This is a genomic window from Crystallibacter permensis, assembly GCF_025960875.1.
Lineage (GTDB): Bacteria > Actinomycetota > Actinomycetes > Actinomycetales > Micrococcaceae > Crystallibacter > Crystallibacter permensis.
In genome coordinates this window covers 354,611-373,585 of the sequence record NZ_JAODLR010000002.1, presented here as the reverse complement: position 1 = coordinate 373,585, position 18,975 = coordinate 354,611, and the positions used below count along the sequence as shown (strand labels likewise).

The following is an 18,975-nucleotide window of genomic DNA, read 5'->3' as shown; positions in this document are numbered from 1 at the left end:
ACAGTAGAATGACCACACACTTTCCGGCGGATAGGCGGCACGAATGAGCGACACCGAAGGCGATGCACGCCGGCGGGAACTTGGCGATAATTCAGGCCCGGTTGAGGAGGAGGTGGAGGAATCCTTCGACCGCACGGTTGAGGAAGGCGCGCAGCGGCTGAACCGCTCCTTTCGGGACGTGCTCATCACCGGCTTGTTCGGCGGGTTTGAGATAGGCATTGGCATTATGGCCTACCTCGGCGTGCTCCACGAGACCGGGAACCATCTTCTCGCGGGACTGGCGTTCAGCGCAGGCCTCATCGCCCTCCTGCTAGCCAAGAGCGAGCTGTTCACGGAGGGCTTCCTGGTGCCCATAGCGGCCGTTGTCGCACGGGAGGCAAGCTACGCGCAGCTCGGGAAGCTCTGGGGCGGCACCCTCATTGCCAACCTGGTGGGCGGTTGGCTGTTCATGGCGTTGATCATGACGGCGTTCCCGCAGTGGAGCGAGACCATCACGAAGGAAGCCAACCACTTTCTCGACGCCGGGTTTAACTGGCAGACCGTATGTCTTGCCGTGTTGGCGGGGAGCACCATTACGTTGATGACCCGCATGCAGCACGGGACGGACAGCGTCACCGGCAAGATCGCGGCCGCCGTCGTCGGTGCTTTCCTGCTCTACGGGCTGCAACTCTTCCACTCGATCCTGGACTCGCTGCTGATCTTCGGCGCCATCCACGCGGGTGCTGACATCAGCTACCTTGAGTGGCTCGGCTGGTTTTCCTATGTGGTGGTTTTCAACGTGCTCGGCGGGATTGTGCTGGTGACCGCGCTGCGGCTGGTGAGCGCCAGCAAGCTAGTGAAGGAACGGCGCGAGGACTCACCTGAGAACCCGGAGGACGCGCACCATTCCGGCTAGGTTCCGGTGAACAGGCTTATGTGCGCAATGCCCCGCGTGGGATTATGCGACCGACTCGGCCCCTCGACGGCGGGAACAATACGTCGGAGAATGAAGCCATGAAAAAGATAAGGTTGCTTTCTTTGTTTTCGGTTGCCGCTGGTGTGGTCTTGGTTGCGACAGGGTGCGATGGGGCGGAAGATGGGCCCGCGACCACAGGCGAAGGCACGCAAACCCAGGTGGCTCCGGAGGCGACGAGTCCGTCTCCTGCGGCTACTTCGCCGGGCGCGGAGAGTGCGTCTCCCGGGCAAGCGAGTCCGGGAGCCGGGGCAGCGACCGGCACTCCGCCAACCGGAGATTCCAACGGTCGCGCCGCCGTCGAAACTGCGGTAACGGCCGTGCCGGGCAGCGCCGCAGTGGATGTCGACTACAGCGACGATCGGCAGGGCTGGGAAGTCGAGCTCATCAGCGGTGGCACCGAGCATGAGGTGTTGGTGCTGGCGGACGGCAGCGAGGTACTGGATCAACGGGATAAAGGCCCCGCAGACGAGGAAGACCGGCTCGCTGTCGAATCTGCGACGGTTTCCCTGACCGAGGCGATCGAGACCGCGCAACGGGCCGCCGCCGGCGACCTTGAGGAAGCGTCGCTGGAGGACGAGGGCGACAAACCGGTGTGGGAAGTGGAAATCCGTGCTGAGGGCGGTGGACTTACGGAAGTGGTCATCGATGCCGTCAGCGGGGAGCAGATCCGCTGACCCACCCGGTGGACGCCTATGGAACGAGTAGGAAATAGCTCATGTACACCTTGCAGATAGAGCATCAGGTGCGGGACTTTTCGATGTGGCGGCGGGCCTTCGATACTGACCCGCTCGACCGGGCAGGGTCCGGCGTTCGTGCCTTCAGGATTTACCGTCCCGTGGGCGACAACTCCGTCATGATTGAGCTGGACTTCGAGACTCAGGAAGGCGCCGTCGTGTTTCTGGCCAGGCTTGAGGAAGAGGTATGGAAGTCTGTTCCGGCTGCCCCGGCGCTGGTGGGAACGCCTGAAACTCGAATTGTCGAGATCGTTGAGAATACGACCGTGGCGTGGTGAACAGCTAACGAAAGACGCTGTGCCTAGTTGTTGGATTGGCTTGCTGGGTGGATAAGCCGAGCTGACATTCGGAGGCTCAGAGCACGAGTGCTGGACTAGCGGGTACGCGGAGAAGCCGATGGCGCCGGGCAGCAGATTGGTATCCGGGATGCGCACCTCATCAAGAACAATGTCCGCGTTCTGCATGACCCGCGGCCCGACTTTGTTGGAGGTCTTCGCAGGTCCAGGAGGGCCCGAAGCTGGAGATAGTCCCGGCCCCGATGGCCAAGTCAACCTTCACCTGGCTGGCATGCTCCTCGGTGCCGACGGGCACACCGCTCCTGGGCAGCTACGACATCAACTCGCTCATCGTGGCGCGGGCGATGACGGGCTGCTCCGCGTTTGTGTAGTTGGCTACAGCGGTACAACGTCGGCGTGGACGAGCCGACGGGTCGCAACCAAGCTGGCGGCCGGTCCGGCGCTGAGGTCGTCAGCGGGGTGCAGTTCATACTCGCGAACGGCCAGACGTAGTTTCCTTCCCGCCGAGGCGGGTACCTGTATGGGGCCGGACCAAGTGGTGGTTCCGTCCTGGTTCGCTATGGCGGCGAGTTCAGTGTCAGCGCTAACGGCCTCCCAGCCGACGTACGGGTCTTCGATGCGCAGGTCCTGCTCCTCCACAACGGCGATCACGAGATTTGTCCCTGCGATAGTGTCTCCTTGGGCGTCGCGGTACGACGACGGGGCCGGACCGGTCAATGACACGGTGATGGTGCCGTCTGAGGCTGGAAAGATGGTGAGGCTCCGGTGGGGCACGGTCTGGACGAATGCGGTGGGAACAAGTGGGGACAATTCGCAGCCGGCAACTGACATTGGCTGGTATCTGGCCAGCCCTAGCCGGACGAACGGGAAGTAGGCGCTCCCGGTGTCGAACTGGATGTCGCAATACCAGGCATCGCTGTCTTCATCCCACTGTGGGGTGAAGAGCGCCGTGTCGCTGGTATGGCCGGACACGATGACCTGTCCCCATAGTGGTGCGTCTGCGGTGGGGAAAGACCGTGCAGTCAGTGGCTGCGGCATCGGCGAGCCATGGGCAGGATCTTGGGCTATGAACGTTATTTCGCGTGCTTGGGTGCTTTCATGCGTCAGCGGTCCTCCACCGTTGCAGACTACGGCAAGCTTTTCGCCGGCGCCGGAGGAGAACCACGGACGTGCCAGCCACACGCGCAAGCCGAGCGCGTTGCGTGTGCTGGTAGTTCCACCGCCGTTCTCCTGCGTTTGGGCGTAGCCCATGAGCGGCAAGACCTGCTGCACCACGGGCTTTGCCGGCGGCGCACTGCTGAGGATATCGATGGTCACAGGTACGCCGGCCGCCTGGCCGTCTGCGGCAGGCATGGCCGGATCAAAGTATTCCCGGAACCGGGTAGCTGCGGTGGGCAGGTAGGAGACCCGCCGGTACTTGGTGTCGCCGAACTCGTGGGACCGCAGCTTCTCGAGCTGGGATGCGCCGGCTTCGAGCCTGCGGCGCTCAGCGGCCGGCAGACCCGGCTGTCCGCTGTCGGCGAGAAGCTGCAGGCGCCGTGACTCGGGGGATTCGTTCTCCCACCCGTGGGTCCGGAAGGCAACAGTACGTTCGTCGCGTGGTTCGATCAGCGGGGCCAATTCAGGGATCCATGGCGTGCCGAACGGCTCGGGTATCGGGAGGGAGAAGACATCCCCGTGCACCGAATGGACCATGTGCTGTGCGCTTGAGTAGCTTTTCTGCGGGTCGTCCACAACGTCGTCCCATGAGGCGGAGAGGTCCAGCTGGGCCGTGGACGGCAGGTCAAAGTACAGTTCACCTTCCAAATCCGCAGCAGCGCTACCTCTGTTTCGTGCTACGGACCTGAAGCCGTGGAAATCGGCTGCGTTCAGTACCAGGGACGGGGGGTCCAGAGGGCGCTGGACGGCGTGGACCAGGACCAGGTCCCGCCATGGGGTTGTCATCCAGTGGGTGCTGTTCCTTATCGCCTCGTACACGACGTCGGACTCGGCTTGTCCGAGTTCACTGCGGCACCAGCCCATGATCCCGAACAAGTCCGGGTCTCCGCCAAGCAGCGAGGATAGCCGGAGCCGGCAGGTGCGGCCAGCTGGAAGCCGGACCGTAACCAGATTCCCGTCATAGCCGGCATAGTAATCGCCTTCCTCCAGCCGAAGGCGCAGCGGCGACGGCTGATGCACGCCGGTTCCGGCGGCGAAGCTGAAGGGAACGTCAAGCACAGTTTCAGCTTCGCCGGGGTGCAGCCATACCCGAATCTTGGCGCCCGCGCAGAGCGGGTCAGGCAGGTAGGGAAGGTCCACCGCGTCAGCGTCGATCGTGACGTACCCCTGGGGTTCCCCATTGTGGCTTCCGATGGTGTTGAACTCTGCCCCCGGGCTGTCGTGAAATGTGCCGCTCTCCCGGACCGCAATGTCATAAAAACGCTGCACCCGTGATTCGGCCTCGGACGCGGACAGGCCGCGGGCGGCGTCGATGGCCTCGTCAAGCATGCCGTGGGTCTCGAACATTTGTAGGGAGGATTTCGCTGCAGCCAGGTGCCGGTCGCTGAATTCGTGGAAGCGGTAGGCCGTGCCTGCGGCTACTTCGCCGGAGCGCGCGTAGTCGCTTGCAGATTGTCCGGGCGTGCTGCGGATGACAAGCCGTTCCAGACCTTCGCCGGGATTAAACGGATGCCTGGGTACAAGTTCCGGCGGTGGAACCGGCTCGAAGCGGAGGTACGGCAACGCATCGGCCGGGGCCGTCGTGACGTATTCCGGGCGCCCGGTTCCGTCCAGGAGGTCGCTGGAACTGGTGGCGCCCGGCAGGCTGTACGAGTTGCCGGCCAGATCCACGACCCGGAGCCGGGTCCGGTATCCGTCCTGGAACCGAAGCCGGGGCAGCGTTCCAGGGGCTGGAGACGTGGAGATGGACAGCTGCATGCTGCCAATATCCGTCCCAGCCTCCGGTGCCGCCGGTTCCTGCAGGACGGCGTCTCCGGGCCGCGGAACGGACAGGCTCCAGCCGTCCCATGTGACCAGGGCTTCATGAACGTAGAGCGCGCCATCAGGGTCGGCGGGTTGGCCCGGGGAACCCATATCGGTGGTCAGCGAGAGCTCGACGTTTCCTTCGTCGTCGGTATCGAAGGACAGGCCCGGATCCCGTGCCGGGGTGTAAGTCATATGCCGCTGGTGCAAGGACCGCCAATGCCCGGCGGCCCAGATGTCCATCCGGTAGCCTCGGATCAGGTCCTCTGCGGCAAGGACCGGCGGATGGTCCGGTTCTTGCTCCAAGATGTCGTTGTTTGCGCGGGCCTGATAGAAGTCGTTATGCAGGTCCTCTGCATGGCCGGCGTGCACCAGGGCGACACCGCCGGTCCGCGCGGCGGGGACACCGTCACGCTCCGGTTCCTCAAGGGGACGCTGCTCCCGGTTCTCCTGGTTCTGCAAGGTGGCTGCCATGTTCAGGGCTTTGAGCGCCAGGCCGTCGACATCCACCGCCGCCGCTTCGTACCGCTGCGGGTCCAGATGCAGGAACCCATGGGCGAAATCCTTGCGCTGGGTCCGATCGGCTGCATTGAAGAAGGCGGAGCCGTCGATTTCCGCTAACCGGCAGCTGGTCCACGGGGTGACGTCGCAGTTCCATGTTTCCGCATTTGAATCTTCCCTTGCCGGGAAGGAAGACGGCCGCTCCACCCTTAGCCGGAGCATAGTCGGCGGACCGTCATCGCTGTTCACTGGCACAAAATTGGGGTCGACCACCAGATCCAGGACTAGGCCGAGGCTACGGAGCACCGCAGGGTGGCCGCCTAGCGACGAGAGATGATCGTGGAAATCCAGCTTCTCTTCGAGTATGGCTCTTGCCTGTTCCCGGTCCGCTGGAAAATCTGCGGGTTCTCTCAGCGGCCGTGCATGGAACCCGGCCAGTGCATAGAACGCTTCGGCAGGACTTCCCCCACTACCGAACGGACGGATCAGTTCCTGCGGCTCGTAGCTGTGCTGTCCGCGCAGTTCACGGGCCCGAGCCGCCGAGTCGCGGAGCCTCTCATCCAGTCTGGCCGAAAGCTGCTCGCCGTTCCTGACCCCTTCGAAAATATCCATGCGGCCGGCGTCGAGCAGCTCTTCAAAGTGTCCCGCGAGGTTAGGCACGTCCCGGTGCTCCCGCCCAGAACCCATCGGCGAGGCATTCGAACTGGTCAGCGGAAGGTCGTCCACATTGCGTGCCGCCAGGGTTGCCCATCGGTTGCGTAAATGGTTCAGCACTTCCTTCACCGGGTAGCTGACCAGCGGCCGGTCCGCGAAGTCAGCGAAGGCGAAGGCACGGACCTTGGTAGCTGGGACAAAAAGCGCCTGCCACAGCTGGCTGCTTCTATGAACCATGACCTGCCGCGGTGCCGTAGTGGCGCCGTCACCCCGCTCCAAATTTAGAGTCAATCCTCGGAGCGTGTCCGGCCAGTCTTCAAAGTCCGGAAAATCAGCCAGCGTGGCCGCCTGCCCGGGACGTAGCCTTGGTGCAATAAACACGGATGCCGCCAGGAGCCCGTCAGAGGTAAGCCCGTTAGGCAGCAGAATCCACTGCACGAGCTGATGTCGAATCATGCGCTGACTCCGATATTCGTCTGGACCGGTTTCAGGCGAACGCCTGAAGATAGCCGACCCAATCGGAAGGCCGGACAGACTGTGCGAACGTCGGATCCCCGCCGGATCCAGCGAACCGGCGTTCCACCGATAAGCTGATCGACTTGCTGATGAATGCGATCTTCACGCTCACAGTCAGGCTCGCCTGGCCCCAAACCTCGCTGCCAGGGTCTTTCTTGCGGAAGGTGAATGCCAGATAGAACTCCAGCGAGATGGAAATCAGCCCCAGCACATCCAGATACCCGCCGCACCGCAGGTAACCGGTGAGAGTGACGCTGGTACCGGTCAGCCCGAAGTAAATTCCAGCCATCACGGAGACGCCGCCTGAAGCGACTCCCAGATTCAGACTAATGTTGCCGCCGAACTCCAGAGAAGCCTCGACCTGTTCCAGACCGTTGGCGCTAACACCGGCAGCGAAGAACCCGCCTCCGCCGAAGAGGCTGACGGTGAGCAGGAAAGGCTTGTGCCGTTCGCAGACCGCAAACCGCACTCCCGCCGGACGGTCCGTGAAGGGGATTGATAGTGCGGCGGTGAGGGCGATGTTCTGGATGCTGAAGATGCCCACGCCGATACTCGGCACACCGAGGGTGTATCCGGCGACAACCCCTTGCGAGTCGACGGTCAGGAACGGAGGGTCGTCGAACCCGTCGGAGGGCAGGATGCTTTGCAGGGCGTTGACGAATTCCAGTGGACCAGCGAAAGCGATCTTGACATCCTTGGCGCCGACCTCCATCTTCCTGCCGGCTTCGGCACGGAAAGAGAGCGTGCCGAATACCGCGCTCAGTGCCTCCGCAAAGGTCAGCTCTATATTCCGCAGCCGTCCGATAACGACGGCACCGCCCTCGCCTTCCTGGGTCAGCAGGGTGGTGGCATCCAGCAGCAGATCCGCCTGTTGCATGCCGATCTTGAGGAAGCCGAAATCATATTCCGGCAGCAGTGTAGGTTTCCAGATAAACCGGGACTCAACGGTCGGGGCGGCACCCGTCGCGGCGGGAATACGGCGGGATGTGAGCCGGGGCGGATTGACCTTGAACTGAGGATTATCCAGCTCGGCCTGACTTGGAGGGGCAGCCGCGGCTGCTGCGGAGCCATCGAATGGAAGGTCGGCCGGTAGTAGATCGAGCAGCCGGATAGTGCCCAGGAACTTCGTATCCTTGAACGCGGACAGATCCAGTTTTCCCTGCTGCAGTTGTTCCGGGGACGAGACAGGTCCCAGCGTCCGGGATAAGGCCTTCGCATTCTGTGCGGGGCTGGCCAAGCCGCCGCCGCGTTGCGATGGAAGTGCGATCGGCAGTTCGTCACGCATCCGCACAAAAGTCTGTGCAGGGTTGCCGGCATTATCGAACCCCTGCTTCAGATAGTCGGGGTCGGGGACAAGCTCGGAGACCGTGCCTGTTCCGAGGAGATCATCCACAGCAGGGATGGAGGCAGTTATGGAGGCGACGCGGGGCAGGAAACGCGGAATGTAGGACCGCGGAGCGCCGGCGGCGTTCATGGGAAAATCGGGTGCCGGGTCGGCGGTGTGGGGTGGCTGCTCAATGTCATAGCGGATAGTGTCCACCTTCAAGACCGTAGAACCAGGCCTGTCGCCAGGCGGAGCAACGGCCAGATGCCGACCGGAAAACCCGATGGTGGCCACCATGCCGGGATCCTGGTTATGGAATACGGCGGCGATGGTCCGGTGATGGTCGATCCAATCGTAGGGGACGAACATCAAGGGAAGGGTGAAATCCAGGGCACTGCCGACAAGATCGGTGCCCGTGGCGTTGAAGCGCAGCAGATTCCGCTCCAGATCCAGCAGCCAGAACGGCCCGTCACCTTCCGCCCACGGATAAATTACTGCAGATGTTGTAGTGAGGCGAATGCTGCTCAGCGGAAATTCGCGGCCTTCATAGGCATATGCCTTGGCCAGTGGGCCGTAGTTGATGACGGGTTCCTGGACCACCACTTCCAATTTCCGCAGCAGGTAGCCCTTGGAGCTGAAAAGCGCGCCGCCGCCTGGCGCCTGTCCTACTACTTCGATACCGTCAGGGAGTCGCTCGACGGTTTTCACCAGTACGGCCCGGTGCCCGGTTCCGCACAGAAAGCCGAGCCGCACCGTCCGGACGAAATGGTCGCGGCCCAATGTAGCAACATGCTGATATTGGCGAAGCCCCAAAGGCTCGATGCCGCTGCCTTGCAACTCTTCGGGAGGTAGCAGGGGAAACTCCCACTCGCTCTCGAGGTCTGCGTTTGCGCCCAGCGCGGTCAGCTCCAGTCTGTTCGCCTTGATCGGAACCGGTCTGTACCGGGAGACGCCCGCAGCTGGGGGGAGTTCTATGCGGAAGTTGGAGCTGAGCTGAACAATCTCGTGCCGCTCGTCCTCGGTCAGTGAAGAGATGAACGGGGTGGGTCCAGTGCGGTCCGCAAGCGCGCGGACGTCGGCACCCGGGCTGGTACTGCCGTCACTATTCTGTGTACAAAGCACCGCGCTCCACAGTTGGTGCACGTCCTCGACATCGGTAGTGCCGTGCAGCGTCCGCCACTGCCCCAGAGCATCCGGTGAGAGCTGCAGACGATGGGGGAACTCGATGGCCGTTTCCAGATCATCCGGTGGCACCAACTCCGGGCTTGTTTCTCCCGGTTCTGTTCCGCGCGGTAGCGCCGCCGCGGAGAGCGCTGGCTCCCACGTTTTCCAATCGAGCAGTCCCTCGACGGTCAACGGGATCGGCGCACCGGTTGTGGGTAGACGAAACACCAAACGTGTAGGACCCGAAAGGGCGGTGCGGATAGGCGGCCTGGCTACAGGTCCATCCCATACCTCTTCGGCTATCGCCTGAGGTGGAAAACGTACGACGGCGAATGCACCGCCCGGGTCCACATGGGGTACGACCGCGCGGCCATCGTCAGCCAGATCCACGTTATGGAACTCGAATTCAAGCACCAGGAGGTCGTCGGGACGAAAGACACCGAAACGGAAGCTGCCGCTCATGATGCGCTCCTCGGATAGTGGCAGGAGGGTTGAAGGACCGGTGACCAGCTCAGCCCGGGATTAGACCTGCGGCAACCAAAGCCGCGCCCATAGCGGCGCGGGTTATCGGACCCATCAATCCATCGGCAACGAGGCCATTGGCCGTTTGGAATTGCATGATGGCCGCTGTCGTTCGGGGCCCGCTGATGCCGTCCCGTGCGCCGGGATCATACCCGAGCGCGATCAGGGCACCTTGAATCTCATACACAGTGGATAGCGTGCCGAACTCCCCGAACTCGCCGGTTCCGCCGTTGGTTCCGCCTGCGTAGGAAGGCGGCGTTGTGCCGTTCTGGTGGAAGGTGACGGTGAAAGTGTCCGTCGTGTTCGCCGTTGACTGGAACAACTGGTACAAATCGACACCCACATACTGGCCGTTGACGATCTCAACCAAGGCCATATGTACGTGAGGAGTAGATGTGGCGATGACTCGTCCCAGCGGCTGGCCCAGGGTGATTTGCGAACCTTGTGACAGACTCGAGGGCAGATCGTTCAGATGCGTGAAGAACGCTCCCATTCGGTCATTGTGGGAGCGCATAAAGACTTCCGCCCCATAGACCTTGCCGGTTGAGAGATTGATATTCTGTGTATTCAGCTTGGTGATATGTCCGTCGAAGGCTGCGTGAACCCCTGTGCCACCGGGAGCGCCGAGATCCATGCCGTACTGAATGTACCAGTGCTCCGAAACATGTCCTCCCTGCCCCGGGCCTCCATAGGAACGGTCGTATCCGGCAGGGAAGGGATTGCTCATTTCCAAGTCGAAGGCGTTCATCCTTCAGCCTCCATTTACCGATTGAATGCCGAGCTGACCAAGCGCTGCGGCCAAAGCAGTGCGCGTATTAGGGCCGGCGATACCGTCTGAGGCCAGACCCTGATCTGTCTGGAATTGCCGTATAGCTGCGGTGGTCCGGCTACCGCTTATGCCATCGATTGAGCCCGGATCGTATCCGAGCGCTATAAGGGCCGACTGGACTCCGGCTATCGTCGCCAAGTCAATCAGAGTGTCGGGGCCCACAGGCCCCTGCGAACCGCCTCTGATCAGCAGCACTTCTGGGTCGAGACCTTCTGCATCTACACGGGCTGCATTCCGGAAACATTGCTGATTGAGATTGTTGCGTGTGACGATCGTTCCGACTTCCGGATTGAATCGGCACTCTGCCTCAGCACCTGTCCAGTTCCTCTGCGATACAAACGCTTGAAACCTGGGAAATCTGAACATAGGACCCATGCCCCAGGACATGCTGAGCAAGGCCAATTGCGCGTCTGCAGGCCAGGCATCGAAAGAGGAAAAATCCGACCGGCCCTTGAGCACGGTCTCCATCTGATGCAGCTTTTCATCCACGATCCGATCAATTTCCTCGTTCGTGATGTGCAGGGAAGTTACTGGGGGAGCGAAATGCCCGCCGCCTCTCGGCGCCAGATCCATGCGGGACTTTACTCTGTCCCACTCAGCGTCGATCTCAGCAGGGTCAGCAGGGCCGCCGCCGTTTCGTTGCCATGCGATAGCCCGGGTAATCCGCAATGATGCATCGCGTTCGGCGGGAGTCGGCGGCGAGAGTTCCCGTGCAGTAGCATCTATCAGGTTTCCGACGCCGGTACTGACGAAGCCTTTGACGTCGAGATACATGAACGGAACGCGGCCCTCAAGCGGAGCATTAAAAGCGGACCAATAATCTTGAACGCTGGCGCGCATAATTTTTTCCCTGGACTCAGCGAAATAAAGTGCAGCAAGGCCGCTGCCGGATACAGGGACTTTCACAATCACCAGATGGCGTGTTCGGGTCACCTAACAGAGTGGAAAATGACCATAAAAGACATGGATTACGTTCGTTCCCATATTGTCCAGCCGCCCATCTGACGCTGTCAATAATCAGTTTTGGTGTCCTTTGTGGCAGCCCCGGTAGCTGCTGTTGGAGGGCTGTGACTGAACGGAAGGCTGGCCTGCCCTCGTTGAAGGTAAGTCCTTCGAGGGGGTGCGGCTTTACGAATGCCGGCCGGCGTGCGAGCGCAGCGAGGATCCGCAGGTTGGCGCGTGTCCGGGACTGCGCGCCGCGTTGCTGCCAGCCGGGCCGCCCGCCGTCATATACTCAAAGCATGCTGATCATGCGCGTCAACTGTGACCTCCACGACCATCAGTCCGCCGTCGTGCATTGCGGAGACGATCTGTGAGCGGCGGCCTTGTTGCCCTGCTGGACGACGTCGCAGCCCTGGCCCGCATAGCGGCCGCCTCGGTGGACGACGTCGCTGCCGGTGCCGCCAGGGCCGGGACCAAGGCCGCCGGTGTGGTGATCGACGACGCCGCTGTGACTCCGCAGTACGTATCCGGGGCGGACCCGTCCCGCGAACTGCCGATGATCAAAAAGATCTTCTGGGGCTCGCTCCGGAACAAGCTGTTGATCATCCTTCCGGCGCTGCTGCTTATCAGCGCCTTCATCCCGGTGATCATCCCGTTCATCCTCATGCTGGGCGGCACCTACCTTTGCTACGAGGGTGCGGAGAAGGTCTGGCACAAGGTCCGTGGTGACCATGAGGCCGAGCACACACCGGCGGTCGAACGGGGCCCTGAGGCGGAGGCTAAGGTCACCAAGGGCGCGATCACCACCGACTTCATCCTGTCCTGCGAGATCATGGTCATCTCGATGAACGAGGTAGCCACCGAGTCGCTGTGGGTCCGGGCGTTCATCCTGGTTGTCGTGGCGATTGCGATTACGGCGATCGTTTACGGCGCCGTCGGGCTCATCGTCAAGATGGACGACATCGGCCTGCACCTGACCACCAAAAACTCCGCGGGCGCGAAACGCTTTGGCGCGCTGCTCGTCAAGGGCATGCCCGCCGTGCTCGCTGCGATCACCTTCGTCGGGACGATTGCTATGCTCTGGGTTGGTGGGCACATCATGCTCCAGGGGGTATATTCCCTCGGCTGGCACGCGCCGTACGACCTGGTCCACGTCCTCGAGGGCCCGTTCGCCGGGATCCCGGTGGCCGGTGGCTTCCTAGCCTGGCTCGTGAACACCCTGTGCTCGGCTGTCCTCGGACTCGCGTGGGGCCTCGTTATCATGGCCATCCTGCACCCGCTGCTGAAGGTGCTGCCGTTCGGCAAGAAGAAGGGCGGGCACGAAGAGGGCGATATCCGCGCCGCTGTCGCCGGCTACCGGCCGCCGGAGCGCGACTCCGCAGGAGATGGCGGTAAAAGACATACGGAATAGGGCCGGGCAGGAGTTCCTGCCGGTGTGCCAGGAACTCGGTGCGATGCTCATAATGTTGGGCATTTAGGTCCACACCAGCGAATGTCCATTATCTTGGACATTCGCGCTTCTTTGTCGTAATGTTCAAAATAGGCGACAAAGTGAGAGGGCAGTATGTGGGTACCGGGCTACGGTGCGGCCGATTTTGGCCGCTACGTGCGCCAGCAGCGCAAGGCGCAGGGTATGACCCAGGGCGAACTGGCCGAATGGGTAGGCGTTTCGCGCGGAACCATCATCGCTTTCGAGAACGGATCCGGCAGTGTCTCCCTTGATACTGCGCTGAAGGCCTTGGAGATCCTGGGCAGCTACTTTGCCCTCGCTCCAAAAGGCACGCCGGCCTCCGGCAACGGAGCGGAGGGCAGCTGATGCCTGCCGTCCGCCGGCTCGACGTCCTCCTGCACGGCCAGCTGACCGGACGCATCGAGATCCACCGCAACCGCAGCGCCACCTTCAGCTACACTCCCGAAACCGTGACCCGCCATGCCGGCCAGCCTCTGCTCTCCTGCTCCCTGCCGGTGGCCGCCGAGCCAGTCGGGCCCGTGCCAACGCGGAACTGGTTCGCGAACCTGCTGCCTGAAGGCGAACAGCGGGCTTCCGCAGCGGCAGCGGCAGGAGTTCCCGCCTACGATGACTTCGCCCTGTTGGAAGCCATCGGCTGGGAGTGTGCCGGCGCCGTCGCCGTCGGACCGGAAGGCTTCAAGCCGAACAGAGGCGGGCATTACCAGCCCCTTACCGACGATGAGGTGGCCGCACGGCTGGATACCCTGCCGCAGTGGCCCGTGGCCGGTGGCGGCGTGGTCCGCAGCTCGCTCGGCGGGGTCCAGTCCAAGCTGCTGCTTGCCCGGACACTGGAGGGGTGGGCACTGCCGCTTGAAGGGGCGCTGTCCACCCACATCATCAAGCCGGAGAAGATCGAGTATCCGGGCATGGCCGCCGCAGAGGGCTGGGCGATGACCGTCGCGTCCGCCGCAACGCCGGCCGCCGAGGTCTCCCTGCAAGCCAGCGCCCAAGGCAGGCCGGCGTTGATGGTCACCCGCTACGACCGGGAACCCGGGAACGGGGGCACCAGACGGATCCACCAGGAAGACGGCTGCCAGATGCTCGGCTCACCGCCGCTGGCCAAGTACTCGGACTCGCGCGTGAAAAACGAGGACGGGACTCCGGCCGTCCGGCCGTCCCTGGTCAAGATTTCACGGGTCCTGCGCCAGTATGCCCGCAACCCGCGTGAACAGCTGCAGGTGTTGCTGCGCCAGGTCATCGTCAACATAGCACTATGCAATGCCGATGCCCATGCCAAGAACACCTCTGTTCTCTTGACGCCGGGTGGGCTGACGGTCTCACCGCTTTACGATGTCGTGCCCACTCTGGCCTTCCTTCCCGCGACCGTGACCGCGGGCCTCTGGGTTGGCGGAATGGAGAACATCACGCGGATGACCCGCAGCCATCTGGCCGATGAAGGGGCTACCTGGGGTATCCCGCGGCGGATGGCGGAAAAGACGGTCGACGAGACCCTTGACCGGCTGGACGCTGCGCTCGACACGGCGACGGAGCGGTTCCCGTCCGTACCGGCGGACATTCCCACGCTGGTCAAAGGCCAGATCGATCGGCTCCGGCAGGACTAGACAGGCTCACCAGCCGGAACATACTGGGCGGCCGAGGCGTGCGTGAGGGCCCGGCGTTGTCGAGGACGCGCTTGTTCACCGCTACCGTATGTTGGCGCAAGGAGGGGCCGTAACGCCCCAGTAACGCTCCCCTGATGAACTGAACGGTGGTACCCGCTCGCGGTTGCCACCGCTAGAAGTGCTTCTGCGCACGGAACCAGGGGTGAGAACATGTCTCGCGTCTTCTTGAGCCATTCGAGCAGAGACAGCCTCCAGGCCATCGCGTTGAAACGCTGGCTCGTGGAGCAGGTGCCGGGGCTGGAGGACGAGATCTTCCTGGACCTGGATCCTTACACAGGCATCGCACCGGGCGAGCGCTGGAAGGAGGCACTGCGTCGGGCCAACGAGCGCTGCGAGGTGGTGATCTGCCTGATCTCGGCTCATTGGGAATCCTCGCGCGAATGCCTGACCGAGTACCGGACGGCGGAGAACCTCGGCAAACTGATCCTGTGCGCACGGCTCGAACCTGTGGAGAGCATCACCCGCGAGTGGCAGCGCTGCGACCTGTTCGGTGATGGTCCGGCTAGCGAGATCCCGGTCAACACAAACGGAAGGGCCGGCGTCGTCGTCTTTCGTACGGAGGCGTTGCAGCAGTTGCGCCGGGGGTTGCGGAAGGCCGGGATCGGGGCGGAACATTTCGCTTGGCCGCCGTCGAGCGATCCGGACCGGGCCCCTTACCGGGGATGGGAGCCGCTGCAGGAAACGGACGCGGCGGTGTTTTTCGGCAGGGACGGTCAGATTGTCCGGGGCCTCGACGCGCTGCGGGGGATGCGCAGTTCCGGGGTGGAGTCCCTGTTCGTGATCCTCGGCCCCTCCGGGACAGGCAAGTCCTCATTCCTGCGGGCGGGACTGCTGCCGCGGTTGCGGCGGGAGGACCGTCATTTCCTGCCGCTGGAGATTGTGCGTCCGGAGCGCAGCGCACTCACCGGAGAGCAGGGGTTCGCCCGCGCCGTACAGGAGCTGCGCACGGGGCTGGGGCTGAGGCATCCGTCGCTGGGGCAGATCAAGGAAGCCTGCGTGCGAAACAACACCGACCGCATCCGGGAATGGCTGCTGGAAGCCCGGAACGTCGCTGCGGAACGGCTGCAGGAGGCTCCGGAGGAAACTGAGGACCCTGAATCATTGGAGGAATCACCGGCGCCCACCCTTGTTCTGCCGCTCGACCAGGCCGAGGAACTTTTCAACGCGGACGCGGGTCCAGAGGCCGCTGGCTTCCTGGACTTGGTGGCGCGGCTGCTTGAGTACGACGACGGTACGGGGCCGGCGCTCATCGTGGCCAGCACCATCCGTGCGGATTTCTACGAGGCGCTGCAGACCGCCCCGCAACTGGTCGGCATTAAAAGCGTTGTGTTCGACGAGCTAAAACCGATGCCTGTGGTCCAATTCAAAGAAGTCATCCTCGGCCCCGCTGCCCGGGCCACGGCGGCCGGACATCCGCTGACGCTGGAGCCGGCCCTGGTGGACCGCCTGTTGGCCGACTGCACTGCAGGGGCAGACACTTTGCCGCTGCTTGCCCTGACCCTTGCGCGCCTCTATCAGGACTATGGCGCCAGCGGCCAACTTACCCTTGCCGAGTACCAGGCGATGGGCGGTCTGCAGCGGGTGGTGCAGACGGAGGTCGACGCGCTGCTATCCCATCACCCTGAGCAGCGGCAGCGGCAGCTGGCGCTGCTGCGGTCTGCCTTCATTCCGTGGCTGGCGACGATCAATCCGGACAACGATCAGCCCATCCGCAGGGTGGCAAGTCTGGCCGATCTGCCGGGCGATGCCCGCCCGCTGGTCGATGCGATGGTGGACAAGCGCCTGCTGGTTCAGGACAACCGCGGCGGGGAAACCGTTATCGAGGTGGCGCTGGAGAGCCTCTTGCGCCAGTGGGACGAGTTGGCCGGGTGGCTCGCCGCCGAGCGGGAGGACCTCAAAGAGGCGGACAACCTTGAGCGTGCAGCAGCCGCTTGGGAACGCAGCTCCCGCAATGAAGCGTGGCTCTTCGAAGGGGGAAGACTCATCGGTGCCGAACGGCTGTCCGCTCGACCCGGATTCCGGAACCGGCTGGATCCGAACCGCGCTTTCCTCCTGGCATCACGTGCCCGGGAAGAGAAACGGAGTGCGGCGGAGAAGCGGCGGAAGGAAGCCGAGCTGCGGTCCGCCCGGGAGAAACAGGAAGCAGCCGAGGCGCACGCGGCGGTGCTGCGGAAACGGTCGAAGGTGCTCAGAATGGTGCTGGCGGTAACGGCTGTCATCGCACTCGTTGCTGTGCTCGGCTTCGTCCTCGCCTCCATTGCCCAAAAGGAAGCCCGCGCGAACGCAAACGAAGCCATAGCACACAACAAGGAGGCCACCGCCTTGCAGCTGGCTGCCGAAGGCCAGTCCATGTTGGCCGGGGCCCGCCCCGGAGGCGAGCTACGTGGCATGCAGCAAATGCTGGCCGCGCAGTCGCTGGTGCAAACATCGGAAGGCGAGAGGGTCATTGTGGGCGCTGTCGTTGCCCAGCGCGATGTCCACAAGATGGTGCAGGTGACTCCCGCCTCCGAGGAGAGGCCGGCATCTCCTGTCAACAGTGCAGCGTTCAGCCCGGACGGAAAGCTGGCGGTTTCCGGCAGCGCCAATGGCTCTATTCGGCTGTGGGACGCGGAGACCGGTGAGCAGGTGTGGGAGCAGGCGAAGGCGCACGAGGGCGCAGTGAAGAGCGTGGCTTTCAGTCCCGACGACGACGGCGGCGCACGCATTGTTTCCGGCGGCGAGGATGGGACGATCCGGCTGTGGGACACGGAGACGGGCAAGTCTCGAGGGGAGCCCCTGACCGGGCACGACGGGTTTATCAACAGTGTTGCTTTCAGCCCCAACGACGGCGGGGCGCGCATTGTTTCGGGCGGCGAAGACGGCACGGTACGGCTGTGGGACGCGGAGAGTGGCGAGCAGCTCATGGGGCCGATGGGAGTCCCCGGCAGCCCGGTGAAGAGTGTCGCGATCGATCCAGCGGGGACAAGGATTGCGTCCGGCGGCGCCGACAACATTGTCCGTGTCTGGGGCGCGATCAGCGGCCAGCAGTTGTTCGTACTGGAGGCGCACGGCGGACAGGTCAACGGCGTCGCGTTCAGCCCCGATGGAAACCGGCTCGCCTCGGCCAGTAACGACCGCAGGGTAGTGTTGTGGGATTTGGCTACAGGCCAGCCTTCCGCAACGATGACCGGGCACACCAACTGGGTGCTAAGTGTTGCTTTCAGCCCGGACGGAGAACGGCTGGTTTCCGGAAGTACGGACTACACCCTGCAAATGTGGAATGTGGAAACGGGCGAGCCGATCGGCGCGGCGATGACCGGTCACGGGCTGGAAGTGTGGAGCGTGGACTTCAGCTCGAACGGCCGGCGGATCCTTTCAGGCATGGGTGACGGCACCATCCGTCTCTGGAACGCGGCCAGCGTCCCGATGGAGCAGGCCAGCTGGGTCCTGAGCCTGGGGATCAGCCCCGAAGCAGACCGCGCCGTTTCCGGCGGTGGTGACGGCACCATGACGATCTGGAACCTGGGCACCAGAACGGCCGAAGGGGAGATGAGCGGGCATCAGGGCCCGGTGCTCGGGATTGCCTTCAGCCCGGATGGAAATCAAGTGGTCTCTGCCGGCGCGGATGGGACCGTGCGCCTGTGGAACTCGGAGACAGGAGATCCGGTAGGGGAGCCCATGACTGGCCATGAAGGACACGTAAACAGTGTCGCCTTCAGTCCCGACGGGAAGCTGATCGTCTCCGGCGGCGCGGACAAGACCGTGCGCCTGTGGAACGCGGAGACCAACGAGCCGGTGGGGGAGCCGATGATCGGCCATGAAGGCGACGTAAACGGCGTCGCCTTCAGTCCCAAGGGGCAACTGATAGTCTCCGGCGGCGATGACAAGACGGTGCGGCTCTGGGACGCGAAGACCGGAAAACAACGGGGCGATGCGCTTGCCGGGCATGAAGCAGCGGTGAACGGGGTGGCATTCAGCCACGACGGAAAGCGGGTTGCCTCGGCCAGCAGTGACAAGACGGTACGCCTGTGGGACGCGAACACCGGCGAGCCGGCGGCGGAACCTATGCGCGGACATGAGAGCGCGGTGAACCACGTAGCTTTCAGCCCGGACGGCCGGTACATAGCGTCCGGGGGAGCCGACCGGATGGTGCGTCTGTGGGATGCGACCGGCAAGTCGATCGGTGATCCGATGGCAGGACACTGGGACGCAGTGAAAACTGTTGCCTTCAGCAGCGACAGCCGGCAGGTCATTTCGGGCAGTCAGGACAACAGTGTGCGCGTGTGGCCGGTCCCTAAAGACTGGACGAACGCCTTGTGCGCCAAGCTGACCAGGAATATCAGCGAGCAGGAGTGGCGCCAATGGATATCGTCGGATTTCGATTATGACCCGCCCTGCCCGGAGCTTCCGGTCCCAGGCGGCAAAGCCGGCTGACGCAACACCAACGCGATAGGAGGGAGCTCCAG

The 18,975-nt window shown here is 63.3% G+C and carries 12 protein-coding genes; 8 read left to right on the top strand and 4 right to left on the bottom strand.

Translation table 11 applies throughout. The features are described 5' to 3' along the window. Nucleotides 1–43: 43 nt before the first annotated feature. From B0G38_RS04055 to B0G38_RS04035, 4 genes are all read left to right on the top strand, one after another. Complete coding sequence (locus B0G38_RS04055) at nt 44–895, top strand: formate/nitrite transporter family protein (RefSeq protein WP_264668257.1); 852 nt, start codon at nt 44–46, stop codon at nt 893–895. A 377-nt stretch (nt 896–1,272) separates the two neighbouring features. Next, the gene (locus tag B0G38_RS04050; protein ID WP_264668256.1) at nt 1,273–1,629 is read left to right on the top strand and encodes a PepSY domain-containing protein; all 357 of its coding nucleotides are present in this window, start codon (nt 1,273–1,275) and stop codon (nt 1,627–1,629) included. Between the two features lie 41 nt (nt 1,630–1,670). Beyond that, on the top strand, nt 1,671–1,967 hold the full coding sequence (locus B0G38_RS04045) for a hypothetical protein (RefSeq protein WP_264668255.1): 297 nt from the start codon (nt 1,671–1,673) through the stop codon (nt 1,965–1,967). A gap of 260 nt (nt 1,968–2,227) precedes the next feature. After that, nucleotides 2,228–2,356 (top strand): hypothetical protein, encoded by a 129-nt coding sequence (locus B0G38_RS04035; RefSeq protein ID WP_264668254.1) that lies wholly within the window; start codon nt 2,228–2,230, stop codon nt 2,354–2,356. 4 nt (nt 2,357–2,360) lie between these two features. Here the strand turns inward: B0G38_RS04035 and B0G38_RS04030 are convergent, their stop codons facing one another. From B0G38_RS04030 to B0G38_RS04015, 4 genes are all read right to left on the bottom strand, one after another. Continuing rightward, nucleotides 2,361–6,380 (bottom strand): hypothetical protein, encoded by a 4,020-nt coding sequence (locus B0G38_RS04030; protein ID WP_264668253.1) that lies wholly within the window; start codon nt 6,378–6,380, stop codon nt 2,361–2,363. A 208-nt stretch (nt 6,381–6,588) separates the two neighbouring features. Beyond that, complete coding sequence (locus B0G38_RS04025; RefSeq protein WP_264668252.1) at nt 6,589–9,567, bottom strand: hypothetical protein; 2,979 nt, start codon at nt 9,565–9,567, stop codon at nt 6,589–6,591. A gap of 49 nt (nt 9,568–9,616) precedes the next feature. Beyond that, the gene (locus B0G38_RS04020) at nt 9,617–10,375 is read right to left on the bottom strand and encodes a peptidoglycan-binding protein (RefSeq protein WP_264668251.1); all 759 of its coding nucleotides are present in this window, start codon (nt 10,373–10,375) and stop codon (nt 9,617–9,619) included. Between the two features lie 3 nt (nt 10,376–10,378). Beyond that, a complete protein-coding gene (locus B0G38_RS04015; RefSeq protein WP_264668250.1) occupies nt 10,379–11,368 on the bottom strand; it encodes a peptidoglycan-binding protein in 990 nt (329 codons plus the stop codon). 400 nt (nt 11,369–11,768) lie between these two features. On the opposite strand from B0G38_RS04015, the gene B0G38_RS04010 reads away from it, so the two are divergent. The 4 genes from B0G38_RS04010 to B0G38_RS03995 all read left to right on the top strand — a co-directional run bounded on the left by B0G38_RS04010 (nt 11,769) and on the right by B0G38_RS03995 (nt 18,943). Then, nucleotides 11,769–12,809 carry a DUF808 domain-containing protein gene (locus B0G38_RS04010; RefSeq protein WP_169990830.1) on the top strand — a complete coding sequence of 347 codons (1,041 nt, stop codon included), beginning with the start codon at nt 11,769–11,771 and terminating at the stop codon, nt 12,807–12,809. 153 nt (nt 12,810–12,962) lie between these two features. Further along, nucleotides 12,963–13,214: a helix-turn-helix transcriptional regulator gene (locus tag B0G38_RS04005; protein WP_169990828.1), complete on the top strand. Its 252-nt coding sequence runs from the start codon at nt 12,963–12,965 to the stop codon at nt 13,212–13,214. Then, nucleotides 13,214–14,470, top strand: a complete 1,257-nt coding sequence (locus tag B0G38_RS04000; RefSeq protein WP_264668249.1) for a type II toxin-antitoxin system HipA family toxin — start codon at nt 13,214–13,216, stop codon at nt 14,468–14,470. The genes B0G38_RS04005 and B0G38_RS04000 overlap by 1 nt, the downstream gene beginning before the upstream one ends. A gap of 210 nt (nt 14,471–14,680) precedes the next feature. Continuing rightward, the gene (locus tag B0G38_RS03995; protein WP_264668248.1) at nt 14,681–18,943 is read left to right on the top strand and encodes an nSTAND1 domain-containing NTPase; all 4,263 of its coding nucleotides are present in this window, start codon (nt 14,681–14,683) and stop codon (nt 18,941–18,943) included. The last annotated feature ends 32 nt before the right edge of the window (nt 18,944–18,975 follow it).